Annotated in this window: 13 protein-coding genes; 10 read left to right on the top strand and 3 right to left on the bottom strand. The window is 41.9% G+C overall.

What is annotated here, in order from left to right; genetic code table 11:
* Nucleotides 1-39: 39 nt before the first annotated feature.
* On the top strand, nt 40-1,008 hold the full coding sequence (locus FN732_RS01530; RefSeq protein WP_142933918.1) for an ADP-ribosylglycohydrolase family protein: 969 nt from the start codon (nt 40-42) through the stop codon (nt 1,006-1,008).
* A gap of 19 nt (nt 1,009-1,027) precedes the next feature.
* The gene (locus FN732_RS01535; RefSeq protein WP_142933920.1) at nt 1,028-2,269 is read left to right on the top strand and encodes a peptidyl-prolyl cis-trans isomerase; all 1,242 of its coding nucleotides are present in this window, start codon (nt 1,028-1,030) and stop codon (nt 2,267-2,269) included.
* Here FN732_RS01535 and FN732_RS01540 read toward each other — a convergent pair.
* Entirely contained in the window at nt 2,240-3,460 is a 1,221-nt protein-coding gene (locus tag FN732_RS01540; protein WP_142933922.1) for a M16 family metallopeptidase, read from the bottom strand. The two genes, FN732_RS01535 and FN732_RS01540, sit on opposite strands and share 30 nt — an antisense overlap.
* Nucleotides 3,461-3,503: 43 nt before the next feature.
* Here FN732_RS01540 and murD point away from each other — a divergent pair, with 43 nt between their 5' ends.
* The 6 genes from murD to FN732_RS01570 are packed head-to-tail and all read left to right on the top strand — an operon-like array spanning nt 3,504 to nt 8,893.
* A complete protein-coding gene (gene murD / locus FN732_RS01545) occupies nt 3,504-4,739 on the top strand; it encodes a UDP-N-acetylmuramoyl-L-alanine--D-glutamate ligase (RefSeq protein ID WP_142933924.1) in 1,236 nt (411 codons plus the stop codon).
* Nucleotides 4,729-5,892 carry an FtsW/RodA/SpoVE family cell cycle protein gene (locus FN732_RS01550; RefSeq protein ID WP_142933926.1) on the top strand — a complete coding sequence of 388 codons (1,164 nt, stop codon included), beginning with the start codon at nt 4,729-4,731 and terminating at the stop codon, nt 5,890-5,892. The genes murD and FN732_RS01550 overlap by 11 nt, the downstream gene beginning before the upstream one ends.
* Nucleotides 5,893-6,972 carry an undecaprenyldiphospho-muramoylpentapeptide beta-N-acetylglucosaminyltransferase gene (gene murG, locus FN732_RS01555; RefSeq protein WP_142933928.1) on the top strand — a complete coding sequence of 360 codons (1,080 nt, stop codon included), beginning with the start codon at nt 5,893-5,895 and terminating at the stop codon, nt 6,970-6,972. It abuts the gene before it with no gap.
* Nucleotides 6,954-7,484, top strand: a complete 531-nt coding sequence (gene scpB, locus FN732_RS01560) for an SMC-Scp complex subunit ScpB (RefSeq protein WP_142933930.1) — start codon at nt 6,954-6,956, stop codon at nt 7,482-7,484. The genes murG and scpB overlap by 19 nt, the downstream gene beginning before the upstream one ends.
* The gene (locus FN732_RS01565) at nt 7,459-8,313 is read left to right on the top strand and encodes a cytidylate kinase-like family protein (protein WP_142933932.1); all 855 of its coding nucleotides are present in this window, start codon (nt 7,459-7,461) and stop codon (nt 8,311-8,313) included. The genes scpB and FN732_RS01565 overlap by 26 nt, the downstream gene beginning before the upstream one ends.
* A 1-nt stretch (nt 8,314) precedes the next feature.
* Complete coding sequence (locus FN732_RS01570) at nt 8,315-8,893, top strand: nicotinamidase (protein WP_142933934.1); 579 nt, start codon at nt 8,315-8,317, stop codon at nt 8,891-8,893.
* Here FN732_RS01570 and ftsZ read toward each other — a convergent pair.
* Nucleotides 8,879-9,943 carry a cell division protein FtsZ gene (ftsZ, locus tag FN732_RS01575; protein WP_142933936.1) on the bottom strand — a complete coding sequence of 355 codons (1,065 nt, stop codon included), beginning with the start codon at nt 9,941-9,943 and terminating at the stop codon, nt 8,879-8,881. The two genes, FN732_RS01570 and ftsZ, sit on opposite strands and share 15 nt — an antisense overlap.
* A gap of 63 nt (nt 9,944-10,006) precedes the next feature.
* Between ftsZ and FN732_RS01580 the strand changes: the two genes are divergently transcribed.
* Nucleotides 10,007-11,005: a DUF1786 domain-containing protein gene (locus FN732_RS01580; protein WP_142933938.1), complete on the top strand. Its 999-nt coding sequence runs from the start codon at nt 10,007-10,009 to the stop codon at nt 11,003-11,005.
* An 80-nt stretch (nt 11,006-11,085) separates the two neighbouring features.
* Here the strand turns inward: FN732_RS01580 and FN732_RS01585 are convergent, their stop codons facing one another.
* A complete protein-coding gene (locus FN732_RS01585) occupies nt 11,086-12,657 on the bottom strand; it encodes an APC family permease (protein ID WP_142933940.1) in 1,572 nt (523 codons plus the stop codon).
* A 57-nt stretch (nt 12,658-12,714) separates the two neighbouring features.
* Here FN732_RS01585 and FN732_RS01590 point away from each other — a divergent pair, with 57 nt between their 5' ends.
* Nucleotides 12,715-13,380 (top strand): hypothetical protein, encoded by a 666-nt coding sequence (locus tag FN732_RS01590; protein WP_142933942.1) that lies wholly within the window; start codon nt 12,715-12,717, stop codon nt 13,378-13,380.
* Nucleotides 13,381-13,385: the final 5 nt, after the last annotated feature.

Consider the following 13,385-nt stretch of genomic DNA (forward strand, 5'->3'; position numbering starts at 1 on the left):
GGGAATAGAATTATAAGACCAAGAATTTCCGGAGGTTGAATGTTAGAGGAGAGAATAGAGGGAAGCGTTTTTGGTTCCGTTATAGGGGATGCGTTGGGAACGCTTGTTGAGGAGATGGACAGGGAAACTGTGAAGAAGGCCTACGGAGGCCCTATTATCGGATTTGTTGAGCCATCGCCACTTTCAGTTTGCCCTTTTCTTAAAAAGGGGCAGTACTCACACGAGTCGCAGGTTTTTCTAATGGCTTTGGAGGTCTACGCCGAAAAGGGATACTTTGATGAGATTCTCTACATAGAGAAGCTGATTGAGTGGGTTAAGGATGAGAGGTCTCACAGGTACCCTGCAGGTTCACACGTAAACGCTGCCCTTTCCTACGCTGCAGGTTTAGAACCTGACGAGGCAAGGGTAAAGAGCTGTGATATAGATGGAGCTCTCCCAGCGGTTGCTGCAGGTCTTTTCAGGTGGGACAGCAGTTACGATGCCTATTCAGAGGGTAGCTACATAGCCTCTTTAACCCACAACGATGAAGCCCTGATAGATACTGCAGGTGTTATTGCCGTTGCAGTCTCAGAGCTTGTAGGAGGGAGAGTTTTGCTTTCCTCTCAGGAGGATAGATTGGGTTTTGTTGAAGTCTTAAGGGAGTTTTCCAAAACGGAGATGGTGAGAGCCTACTTAGACCTTTTGGTTCAAGCACTCAGAAAGGAAGTTTCTTCTTTAGATGATGCAATTCTCATGCTTGGAAATGGAAGTTTTGCCCCGGAGGCCTTTTCACTTTCTTTGTTTATAACACTACAAAACCCTAACTCCTTCAGGAAGGGTCTCTTAACTGCCGTAAACTCCTACGGTGACTTTGGTGGGGATACAGACGCAGTTGCTTTTTTGGTCGGAGCTCTCCTTGGAGGGTACTTAGGAGTTGGTTCAATCCCTAAGGATTGGCTTTCCTGTATAGAATCAAGGGATTATATTAAGCTTATTATCAATAAACTTATTGATAAAATTAGACAATAACTAAACACTTGGAGGAAAAATGAGAACAGCTATCTCTTTAGCTTTAACCTTCTCTCTTCTTTCTCCACCTTCGCTTGGTTCTGAGTGCTCTCCTCAAACGCCGATTATCAAGGTTGATGGTAGGTATGTTGACTGCTCATACTTTAACTACGTTGTTTCAAAAATCCCTGAATGGGTCATAAAGAAGTACTACGGTGGAGATGAGGGGTTAAAAAAACTTGAGGATAAAATGGCTGAAAGGCAGCTTATTCTTGAGAAGTACGAAAAGGAGGGCCTTTTTAATAGACCTGACCTGAAGGAGAAATTAATCAGAGCTGAAATTAAGAACTTGTCAGCACTGTACATGTCAAAAAAGCTTAGTAAGGTTAGTGTTTCTGAAAGGGAAATCGATGAGGAGATAAGGAAACACTACAGGAGTAAAAAGGTAACTCCGGAGCTCCGCCACTCTGTCAAGGTAAATCTTGAGGTGAGGAAGATTGTTTCTAATAGGGAAAAGATACTTAACAGTGTGAAATCAAAAATCCTCATAAAGAATTCACATCCAAAATCTCTAAATGACGTTGTTGCAGTTTTCGACGGAAGAAAAATAACCTACGGCGACATAAAACCCTTACTTCCAAGGAAGTTCTCAAAGAGAGAGCTTGAAAGAGCTCTTACTTCCTATGCCATTTACCTTAAGGCCAAGGAAGAAGGCCTTGACAAATTTCCAGATTACAGAAACTCTATCCTTTACATGAAGGAGAACCTTGCCGTTTCTGACTTTGAGAAAAAGCTGTTGAGCAGAGTTCACGTTAGCGACGATGAGATAAAGAGCTACTACAGAAAGCATAGAGAGGAGTTTAAAACGCCAGAGTCAGCGAGGGTTATGATAGTTGAGTTTGACTCTGAAGAAGAGGCAAAGGAAGCCCTCAATAATTTAAAATCTGGAAAAACGTTAAAAGAGGCTGTTCCAAGGAACTACCTTTCAACTGCAAGGGAATGGACCGTTCTCTCATCGGATAAGGAAAATCCAGTTTCACAACTCGTCTTTTCAACAAGGGAAAAGTACAACCTTCTGAACGTTCCTTCCGGAAAAACCCTACTCATAATTACTGAGAAAAGGAAGCCGTCGGAAATTCTTCCATTGGGAGATGTCTATAACGAAATAAAGGAAATGTTAAAGGAGAAGAGAGCGAAGAAGGAGAAGAATAGAATTGTTTCCGCGCTTAAGAAAAAGTACGGTTTGAAAATCCTAAGACCTGCCTCCTGCTGCAGGGACTAAGACTCCAATTAGGGGCTCCTCTTTTAAAAACTGGATGGAGCTCCTAAACTCCTCAATCTTTAGTTTCTCTAAATCCGAAAGAGCTTCTGTATAGTAACCTAAGTCCTCCATTATTCCAAGTGCAAATCCTAAAGCTTCTGCCTCTGCGTGCCCATCCTCTCTTGAAAATATCTCGTTCTTAAAAAGCTTTCTCTTTCCTAAGAGAAACTCCTCCTCATCCAAATTTACTACCTCCTTTAGAACCTCTCTCGTTTGGGAGAGTGACTCATCCACTCTTTCCGTTGAGATTCCTATCAAAAAGTTTGAGCCAAGGAGTAGGTTCTGGTAGTTTGAGGAGGCGGAAAAGGCAAATCCCTTTTCCCGGAGATTTCTGTAGAGAAGGGAGCTCCTTCCCGAGGAGAGAACTGAGTCCAAAACATCAAAGTTTATATCGGTTCTTCCGGCAGGTCCTAACTTCCATCCCAACAGGACGTAGGGAATAGAAACTGCCGGGTGCTCCATCCTGAAAAACTTTGGGTTAAGTGGACTCCTCTCAAGAGGAGGTTCCTCAACTTTTCCGTCCCTTTTAAACTTTCCAAATAGCTTCTCGCACTCTTTTAAAACTTCATCTTCATCTACATTCCCGCACACAACAACAGTCAACCTCTCAGGAATGTAGAGCTCCTCGTAGAAATCCCTTACGGTCCTTGATGAAAATTTTGAAACGGTCTCCTTAAAACCCAAAATGGGAAAGCGGTAAGGAGCTTCAGTGTACATTTCACTTAAGAACCTCTCTGTAAAAACCTCGTGGGGGTTATCCTCACTCCTTGCTATTTCCTCTAAAACTATGGGAATTTCCTTCTCTACCATATCCTCGGAAAGAAGTGGATTTAAAACTAAGTCGGATAGAACGTAGAGGGCCGTTTTAAAGTGTTTGGCAGGAAGGTTTATGTAGTAGTACGTATAATCGTAGGATGTTGCTGCATTTATTTCACCTCCAACCGATTCGACCAAAAGGTCTGCGCTTCCGGGAGGGAGATTTTGACTTCCGTTAAAAATCATGTGCTCCAAAAAGTGGGCAACTCCCCTGTTCTCCTCCTTTTCGTAGGAAGCTCCTGCCCTTACCCAAACCGAGACGGTAACCGAGTTTAGGTCACGTCTCGTTCTTACAGCAACCTTTACTCCGTTGTCTAACCTTTCTACCCTTACCATGGCAAGAATTATAAATTAAACTTCACTTTAACCGGAGGTAATCTTGAAAGCTCTTGTTTTAGGAAAGGGGAAGAGCGGAACCTCTGCAGGAAAGTTACTCTCCCGTTTTGGAGTGAGCGTTACCTACTTTCAGGATGGAGATTCACTTGAGAAAATAGATTTTGACCTTGCCGTTAAGTCGCCGGGAATTCCCAATGAACACTGGTTAGTTCAAGAACTTAGGAATTTGGGAATTAAGGTTTACGGTGAAATTGAACTTGCCTATAGGTTCTCTAAAGGGGAGATTGTTGGGATAACCGGAACCAACGGAAAGAGCACAACAACTGCACTCGTTTACGAAACGTTAAAGAGGAATAACTACAGTGCCTTCATAGGGGGAAACTTCGGAATTCCCTTTTCCGACTTCTGCTTGGATACAGACGATAACTCCACTTCCGTTTTGGAGCTCTCCTCGTTCCAGATAGAGGACTTAATTTCATTTAGAGCTAAAGTTTCTGCCGTTCTAAACGTTACTCCAGACCACCTTAACAGGTACTCCTCGTTTTCAGACTACCTTAAATCGAAGCTGAAAATTACAGGGCTCTCAGATATCGTTGTCCTCAATGGGGATGATGAAAACCTAAGGAAATTAAAAGGAAATAAGTTTCTATTCTTCAGTAGAACTTCCCCAGCCGATGCCTACTTTGACGGAACGTTTCTAATCTCAGACGGCGTTAAGATTCCCGTTTCGGAGCTCCCTCTAAAGGGGGTCCACAACGTTGAAAACTACCTTGCCTCCACTCTAATTTTGAGAGTCCTTGGTCTTAAGGAGGATGAGATACTAAAGGGATTCCTCAGTTTCAAGGGGCTTCCCCACAGGACGGAGGTTGTTTCGGTTGTTGATGGAGTAACCTTTGTGAACGATTCAAAATCGACGAACGTAGATTCCCTTAAAAAGGCACTCGAGAGCTTTAGTAGTGTAATTTTAATAGCAGGTGGGAGCGATAAGGGACTCGACTTTTCTTCCCTGAGGGAGCTCTTTAGGGAAAGGGTTAAACACCTAATAGCAATTGGAGAGACTGCCGATAGGTTCTTGGAGACCTTTGGAGACCTGATTCCCTCTGTAAAGGCCCCTTCAATGGAGGAAGCAGTTAGGGAGGCCTTCAATAGAGCAGAAAGGGGGGACACCGTTCTCCTATCTCCAGGATGTGCAAGTTTCGATATGTTTGAAAACTTTGAGGATAGGGGAGAGAAGTTCAAGGAGGTTGTCAAAAAACTGGAGGTAGAGATTGGTAAATAGGAGAGTTTACGGCTGGTCCATCTTCTTCACAGCCCTCTTTCTATCCCTCTTGGGCGTTGTCTTTGTCTATACGGGAAGTTACTTCTGGTGCTTGAGGCAGGGAGTTTCTCCTTACTCCTACGCCCTAAAGCAGGGAGTTGCTCTCTTTATAGGTGTTCTCGGAGCTCTCTCCATCTACAGATTTCTCAACTACAGGGATTTGGTTAACCGTAAAATTTTACGGTTAATTTATTTAACCGCCATCCTTCTACTGATATTGGTTCTGATATTCGGAAAGGAGATAAACAACTCAAAGAGCTGGCTGGTAATAGGGGGATTTTCTCTTCAACCCGCCGAGCTGTCAAAGGTTCTAATAATAGTCTTTGTTTCTACCTACCTTAAGTACAGGTGGTACGACATCCAGAACAACTTTAGAATCTTTGTAGCATTTATGGTTTTTGGCCTCTTTCTACCGGATATTCTGATACTTGCCGAGGGAGATTTAGGCTCTGCGATGATTTTATCCCTCTCAGTCTTTGCCGTTTTACTCGTGACGAGGCTAAACTACAGGTACACACTTCTTCCAATAGGTTTGGGATTCCTCCTATTCCTGTTTGCAGTTGTTACAACTCCCTACAGGCTGATGAGGATAAAGATTCTCCTCCACCCCGAAAACTACATTCAAACAACGGGAAAGTACAGCAGTTACCAGTTGGTTCAGGCATTCGTTGCCTTTGCAAAGGGAAAGTTGACAGGCCTTGGGATAGGAGAAGGAATTCAGGCAAAGTTTCAGTTTCTCACCTACGCTTACAGCGACTTTATGTATGCTCACATTGCTGAGGAAGTAGGAGCTTTAGGAGCAATTTTCATTCTCTTGCTCTTTCTGTTTATCCTCTACTCGGGACTTTCGATAGCAGATAGAACCGATGAACAGATTGGAAAGTACCTTGCACTTGGATTGACTACGTACATCTTCCTACAGGCAGTTGTTCACATAGGGGTTAACATAGGACTCTTACCTACTACAGGAATAACCCTTCCCTTTATGAGTGCAGGAGGGAGCTCCCTAATTTCAAACTTCCTTGCAGTAGGGGTTCTTATGGCAGTTGCAAAGAGCCTTCCCTCAGAATCAAAGGTAAAGGCAAGGGTTGTTGGAAAGGGGAGGTACGCTTAGTTGAGGCTCTTAGTAGCAGGAGGAGGAACGGGAGGCCACTTCTTCCCTGCACTTGCAGTATCGAAGGAGCTCTTGAGGAGGGGAAACGAGGTTCTCTACGTCGGCTCTTTTGGTGGAATAGAGGAGAGGGAGAAATTCCCTACTAAAAAGGTCCTATTAAAAGTCTCTGGATTTATCGGAAGGGGAATCAGGGGATATTTAGAATCCTACAGGTTTGTAACCTCTACCTTTAAGGTTTTAAAGTTAATTGAAGAATTTAAACCAGATGCAGCAGTCGTTTTTGGAGGTTACTCGTCGCTACCGGTGGGCATCTCCTCTGTCATCAGGGGAGTTCCTCTGTTCGTTCAGGAGCAAAATTCCGTTCCCGGAAGGGTTAACAGACTACTTTCGAGGTTTTCTGAAAGGTGTTTCTTGGGGTTTCCCCCAGCTTCCTCCTATTTGTCAGAAACCGCTGAATTCACCGGGAATCCGGTAAGGAGAGGGGTTTTAGAGAAGAGGAAGTTGAAAAGGGAAGTGCTCCTTGAGGAGTTCGGACTCGATAGAGATAAAAAGGTCTTGGTTGTAATTGGAGGAAGTCAGGGAGCTCTATGGATAAACGAGTTAGTCTTAAAGTCCATTCCTCTGATTTCAAAACTCCCCCTTCAGGTTGTTCACATTACTGGAAGGTCAAAAAAGGAAGAGGAACTTAAGGAAAAGTACAGGGAGTTTAACGTTAAGGCCCTCGTTTTTCCATTTTACAGGGACGTTGGAAAAATCTACAGGTTGGCCGATGCGGCCGTTTCAAGGGCTGGAGCTCTCGCGATATCGGAAATGTCCCTGTTTGGTGTTCCTTCTCTTCTCATTCCATTTCCATTTGCAGCAGACAATCACCAGCTAAAAAATGCAGAGTACGTGGAGAAAATTGGAGGAGCTCTCTGTAAAACTCAAGGAGAACTAACTGAAAAAATATTCTCTGAAGAGGTTGAAAGACTCCTGTTTGATAGAATTTTAAGGAGTAAACTGAGGGAAAACTTCCTAAAGTTTTCAAGGCCTTATGCAACTGAAACGGTAGTGGAGAGGGTATGCAGCAGAAGAAATTGATAGAAGCTGCCATTTTTCTATCTCAGACTCCTGTAAAGGTTAGTGAACTATCTCAAAAGCTCAACATTCCCCTTGAGACCGTTGAAAAGCTGATAGAGGAGCTCCAGGAGGAGTACAGGAACAGGGGAATCCAGATAAAGAAGGTTGGAGGAGGTTACAGGTTTCAAACAGACCCTTCCATTTCTAAAGGCTTGAAACCGTTCGTTGAGGATAGGCCGGTTAAGCTGTCCAAAAACCTTTTAGAGGTTTTGGCAATAGTGGCCTACAACCAACCAATAACAAAAAGGGAGATTTTTCAGATAAGGGGACAGAATCCAGATGGAGCTCTAAAATCCCTCATTGAAAAGGGACTTATAGAGGTTGCTGGAAGAGCTCCAGTACCAGGGCGTCCAAAACTGTACCGGACAACAGAGGAGTTCTTGGTTCACTTTGGACTTAATTCCCTTGAGGATTTACCACCTGTTGACCTACTTATTGGAGAGAACGTTGGAGAGAATTCAGGAAGCAGTTGAGCTAATTTATGAGGACGAATCGTTAGCAGAGTGCTGTGAAGAGGCCCTGCCAAGAGTGGAGAAGTTTCTATTAGATTTGAATAGGACTCTCCCAGACTGGATTGATGGAGATTTCTTTGTTGAACTTGCCAACAGGATTAGGGTAAACTTACTATCAAACCCGAGTTACAAAGAGAAATTTTTGGAGGGAAATATGGGAGTTATAACAGTTACCTATGAACTTGGTTCAGGAGGCCTTGAGATTGCAAAGAAGGTTGCAGAGAAGCTTGACTACAGAGTAGTCTTTTCAGAAATACTTACAGAAGTAGCAAAGAGGCTTGGGGTTCCTGAGTGGAAGATAGAGAACTTTGAGGAGTTTAAGTACGTACCATCAAAGCTTTCACTCTTTGACCTCTTTCAGTTGGAGAAGGATTTAATAGACTTTGGAGCTCTGTTTGGTGGAAAGAAGAAGGAGGTCACGTTTGAGGAGTTTAGAGAGGCCTTGGTTAAAGCAGTAACGGCCTTTGCAGTTTCAAACAACGTTGTAATTGTTGGCCACGGAGCTGCCTGTATTCTTCAGGAGTATCCAAATTCACTCCACATAAAGGTAGAAGCTCCTTTTGAGGACAGGGTAAAGGCCTTTTCTGAAAACACGGGAAGGAGCTTTGAAGAAGCTGAGAGGGAGTTGAGAAAGATTGACGATAAGGAAGTCCTATTCTACAAGGACATATGTGGAGAGGACATTAACAGAATTGACCTATTCCACATGAAGATTAACTCATCAAAGGTTCCTGCTGAATCTGCTTCAGAAATAGTTGTTAACGCATTTAAACTTCTGATAGAGGCTTAGTATGGTATCACTTACAGACAGAGATGCCCTTATCGTTGTTGACATGCAGAATGACTTCATGCCTTGGGGAAGTCTACCTGTCCCCGAGGCAGACAAAATCATTCCAAAGGTAAACAAGTACATTAAACTCTTTTTTGAAAGGGGACTTCCTATATTTGCAACGAGGGACTGGCATCCGGAAAACCACATCTCATTTAAGGTCAATGGAGGTAAGTGGCCAGTTCACTGTGTCCAGTGGAGCAGGGGAGCTGACTTTGCCGAAGGTCTTGAAATTCCACCTGAAACGTTCATAGTTAATAAGGGTGATAGACCCGAACTTGAGGCTTACTCGGGATTTCAGGGAACGGTTTTAAATGAGCTCCTGAAGGAAAGGGGCATTAAGAGACTATTTGTCTGCGGAGTTGCAACGGAGTTCTGCGTTAAGAATACCTGTATCGGCGGAATTAACTTAGGGTATACCGTTTTTCTCCTCAACGATGCCGTAAAGGGAATTGGAGAGGAGAGCTCCCAAAGAGCTGTTGAGGAGCTCCTCAGAGGAGGCTGCATAGTCTTAGAGAAAAGGGATTTAATCCTCGTTTAAGCTCTTTAGAATTTCATCAATATCAAAGGGTTTAAATTCTCCTTCCCTCTCCTCGTTTAAACTCTCCGAGAATGGCCTCATGATTCTCCCCTTTTCGTCAAATCCTGTGGCTATAACTGTAACTCTAATCGTTCCCTCCAAGTTCTCATCCAACGTCACACCAAAGAAGAAGTTTGTGTCGTCCCTCTTTGTCCTCTCCTTTATCAGACCGGCAGCAGCGTGGGCTTCGTCTAACGTTAAGTCACTACCTCCACTTATATTAACCAAAATTCTACTTGCTCCTTCAACTTGAACGTTTTCCAAGAGCGGATTATCTATGGCCTTGCGGGCAGCGGTGAGAGCTCTATCCTCTCCGTCAGCCTCTCCGGTTCCCATAAGAGCGTATCCTCCACTGTGCATTACAGACTTAACGTCTGCAAAGTCAAGGTTTATGAGGCCGGGCTTTGTTATAACTTCCGTTATGCCTTTGACTGCCTGGTACAGAACGTTATCTGCCATCTTAAATGCATCGACAATTCCTATCTTTTTAGGAGCTACAGTTATCAACTTCTGGTTAGGTATCACCATCAGAGTATCGACGAACTCCCTCAATCTCTTTATTCCCTCCTCTGCATAGTTCAACCTCCTTTTCCCTTCAAAATCAAAGGGTTTTGTAACAACGCCGACCGTAAGTATTCCCATGTCTTTAGCAATTTTTGCAACAATCGGAGCAGCTCCCGTTCCCGTTCCCCCTCCCATACCTGCAGTTATAAAGACCATGTCCGAACCTTCCAAAACCTCCCTGATTTTCGGTTCGTCCTCTAAAGCTGCCTGTTCCCCTATTTCGGGACGGCCACCGGCTCCCAGTCCCTTTGTTAGCTTTTCACCTATTTGAACCTTTATCGGTACCTTTGACTTCATAAGGACTTGAACGTCTGTATTTACAACTGCAAACTCGACTCCTTCTATTCCCTTCTCCATCATTCGGGAGACAGCATTTCCACCGCCACCGCCAACTCCGATAATTTTTATTACAGGTCCCTGAAAAGTCTCCTCAGATATGTCAAACATTCCTTTCCTCCAAAATTTCTCACTGTTACGATAGAATAGTAAGTTCCAAGGAGGTACTTTGCAATGGAATTTTTAGCCGTTGATGTTGGGAAAGGAACACAGGATTTAGTTTTTCCCTTAGATGGAGAGGTGGAAGAGAACTGGCCGAAGTTAATTCTCCCTTCTCCTACAGAGGTTTTATCTAAAAGAATTCGAAATCTAAGAAGGGATATAACTGTCTGTGGCTGTACAATGGGAGGAGGACCTGTTAAAAAAGCACTTATAGAGCATATAAAGAGAGGATACAGAGTAAGGATTACAGAGAAAGCAGCGAAAACTATCAGAGATAACCTCTCAGAAGTTGAGAAATTTGGATTTGAAATTGTGAATGAAGTTCAAAATTGTGATATTTTTCTTTCAGATTTGGACTTTAATGTTTACGAAAGGTTCTTGAGTTTTATAGAAAAGCCCCTCAATAGGATAGGAATTGCCTGTCAGGACCACGGATACAAGGAAGGACAGAGTGACAGAGTTACAAGGTTCAACTACTTTAAAACTATACTGGAGAAGGAGAGAAATCCAAAGAAGCTTTTTATAAAGAAAAAAACCGGTTTCTTTTCTAGGTTTGATTCAATCATTGAACAGTTAGAGGAGAGGGGAATAGAAGGTTTTGTTATGGACAGCAAAATAGCAGCTATTTCAGGTATGGTTGATTACGCAGAGAGGGAGGGGATAAGGGAGTTTGTAGTTCTTGATGTTGGAAATGGACATACACTGGGGGCCTCAGTAAAGAGTGGAGAAGTTCAGGGAATTTTTGAGCACCACACAAAGATGTTAAACAGTGGAAAAATAAGGAAAATCACGGAAAAGCTCATAAATGGAACGTTGACCTTTGAGGAAATCTTTAATGATGGAGGTCATGGAGCTCTCATTTTCTCTTCTGTTAATCCTGAAAAAATATACGTAGTCGGCCCTAACAGGAGTCTGGCTAAAGGTTACGGGGAATTTGCCTATCCTTTGGGAGATGCCATGCTTTACGGCTGTGCAGGCTTGATTTCTGCAGCAAAGTTCGCTTTTTCTTAAAAACTATTTAATTTGCATACCTTGCAGAAGTTTTTGGATTCAAAATTAGTCAAATATTTTGGTTTTTAGTTTTTATAGCTTTAATTACTGACCCGATTTTCGTTGCCCTTATCTTCCACAATAACTTCAATAGGATGGTACGACTTTATATGTGATTTCCTCAGAATATCAGGAAGTTTCTTTTTAAGTTTATTTGGAGTTTTTGAAGTTAATCTAAGTCTAACAAAACCAGCTTTTTCCTTTCCCTTGTTTATATTACCTTCAACTTTAACTTCAGCATCTTCAAATTCGTGTTTTAAATTTTTCTCAAAAAGAGTTAGGAAGTACTCAAAATTTTTGATGAATCTTTCACCTTCTTCCAATCTCCAGTCTATGTAAGGTTTAAGCCTGACAGTTGTAAAGGTTCTATAGAAGAGTTCAAAAATAAATGTTCCCAATAAAACTAACGTTAGGGACTCAAGAGATGAGGGAGAAGTTTTTATGTTGTACCCTATGAGAACGGTTCCAGAAATTAAACAAAGGATAAAACCTAAAAGAGAGATTGAACCTATTGAATCGGTGTAATTTCTCAACCTCCAATTAGCAAAGTTTACCGCTGCAAAGATAGATAAAAATCCGAAACTTCCTGCTATCGAAATATTTTCAAGATTAAACGTTACGGCAAAGAAAACTGATAAAATAGAAATTATCAAAAGTCCTTCAGTTCCTTCTTTCCAAACTTTTCTTGTTAAATTTTTGGGAAGAACTCCAAACTTTGCTACCAAATAACTGACCCTTGCACTACCGTAGAGGGTTGCATTTATTGCAGATGCCGTTGATAAAAGAGCAGCTATTCCTATAAGTATGAATCCAAATTTTCCTAAAATTGGTTCAGCAGCAACTGCAAGAGCGTAATCCTTGTATTTAACAACCTCCTCATAACTTAAATTTGCTACAGCCACAGCAGATACTAGAACGTAAACGAATATAACTGTTAAAACACTGGCATAAAAAGCTCTTGGTAAATTTTTCTCAGGATTTTTAATGTCTCGAGCAGTATTCGCTATAAGCTCAAACCCTTCGTAGGCTAGGAAAATTATCAGTCCTCCTACCATTATTTTTAGTAAACTCTCCCAATTTTCAGGAGAGAGCTTTGAAAAGTTACCTGTTAGAAAACCTAATCCAGAAAAAAGTAAAAGGATTCCAAGTTTTAAAAATACCATTACATCCTCTGCCTTTCCACTTACGTAAGCACCGAGAAAGTTAACAAGTGCAAAAAAGAAGATAACACCGGCTATCAATAATTTTTTATAGAGGGCAATTTCATGACCAAAGATGAGGGCAGAACCATAACTACCAAAGGCATAGGAGTACAGTGAAAGCATTATTACGTAACTGACTAAAAGTAGCGTATTCAAGTAAGCTGTAAACAAATTGTTCCCGAATCCTCTTACTAAAAACTCAACTGTTCCTCCTTCACTTGGATACCTAACTGAAAGCTTTGCGTAGGAGTAGGATGTAATTAGAGCTATAATACCTGCAAAAATAAAAGCTACCGGAGCTGCTCCTTTAGACAGGAGAATAGTTAAACCAAGAACCGCAAATATTCCTCCTCCAATCATTCCACCTACACCTATTGAATAGGCTTCCCAAAAGCCAATCTTTCTTCTCATTTTTTTCTCCTTTTAGTTCTCTTTGGTATAGTTAAAGTTATAAGTTTGGAGGGTACTATGAATAAGGCTTTGTTTCTCTTTCTGACAATTTTTCTTTTTCAAAATTCTACTGCCGGTCAGATAATAAAGGAGAAGTTTATATCTAAACCTGCTATTACTTGGGCTAAAGCCTACTCTCAATTTTTGACGTGTTCTTCTCACTTTAAGTTAGAGTATAAATTTGAACCTAAAGTTGTAGGGAAACTGAACGTACTTTCAGAGTTAGCTAACTCTTACAGTATCCCAGTTAAGGAGCTCCAAAAATCCTACAATTTGGCCGTTGAAAGGGCAGCGGATGAAGTTTTAGCGGAGCTCTCTCAAGAAGCGAAGGAAACGGTAGGAGATGAGGATGTAGCCTTTTTAATGTTGGATTTACCTAATTATACTATTCTGAATTTTGAGAAGTTTATAACTGACTTTGCAAACAGAAATTCCCAGAGATTCCTGGAACGTTCAATGAGGAAGTGTCTAGAAGAATTGAGATACAGTCCAATGATTAGGGCTTTCTTAAAGAGCTGTGAATGTAAGGAACTTTTAAAGGAGTTTCCTAAGGACGTTAAATCGCTTGTTTACCAGAAGCTTTCAACTATTCAAGAGAAACTCGTTGAAAATCCAGATGCGTGTAAAGGAAACGAGCTTAAGTTTATTATAGAAAACCTCAAAAAGTTTGGGTTTGCAGAATAGGAGGT

It is taken from the genome of Balnearium lithotrophicum, from assembly GCF_900182585.1.
In the GTDB taxonomy this organism is placed as follows: domain Bacteria; phylum Aquificota; class Aquificia; order Desulfurobacteriales; family Desulfurobacteriaceae; genus Balnearium; species Balnearium lithotrophicum.

Bases quoted from the DNA above. Each gene is read 5' to 3' on its own strand.
- FN732_RS01530 (WP_142933918.1), top strand. From the start codon at position 40: ATGTTAGAGGAGAGAATAGAGGGAAGCGTTTTTGGTTCCGTTATAGGG.
- FN732_RS01535 (WP_142933920.1), top strand. From the start codon at position 1,028: ATGAGAACAGCTATCTCTTTAGCTTTAACCTTCTCTCTTCTTTCTCCA.
- FN732_RS01540 (WP_142933922.1), bottom strand. From the start codon at position 3,460: ATGGTAAGGGTAGAAAGGTTAGACAACGGAGTAAAGGTTGCTGTAAGA.
- scpB (WP_142933930.1), top strand. From the start codon at position 6,954: ATGCAGCAGAAGAAATTGATAGAAGCTGCCATTTTTCTATCTCAGACT.
- FN732_RS01570 (WP_142933934.1), top strand. From the start codon at position 8,315: ATGGTATCACTTACAGACAGAGATGCCCTTATCGTTGTTGACATGCAG.
- ftsZ (WP_142933936.1), bottom strand. From the start codon at position 9,943: ATGTTTGACATATCTGAGGAGACTTTTCAGGGACCTGTAATAAAAATT.
- FN732_RS01580 (WP_142933938.1), top strand. From the start codon at position 10,007: ATGGAATTTTTAGCCGTTGATGTTGGGAAAGGAACACAGGATTTAGTT.
- FN732_RS01585 (WP_142933940.1), bottom strand. From the start codon at position 12,657: ATGAGAAGAAAGATTGGCTTTTGGGAAGCCTATTCAATAGGTGTAGGT.
- FN732_RS01590 (WP_142933942.1), top strand. From the start codon at position 12,715: ATGAATAAGGCTTTGTTTCTCTTTCTGACAATTTTTCTTTTTCAAAAT.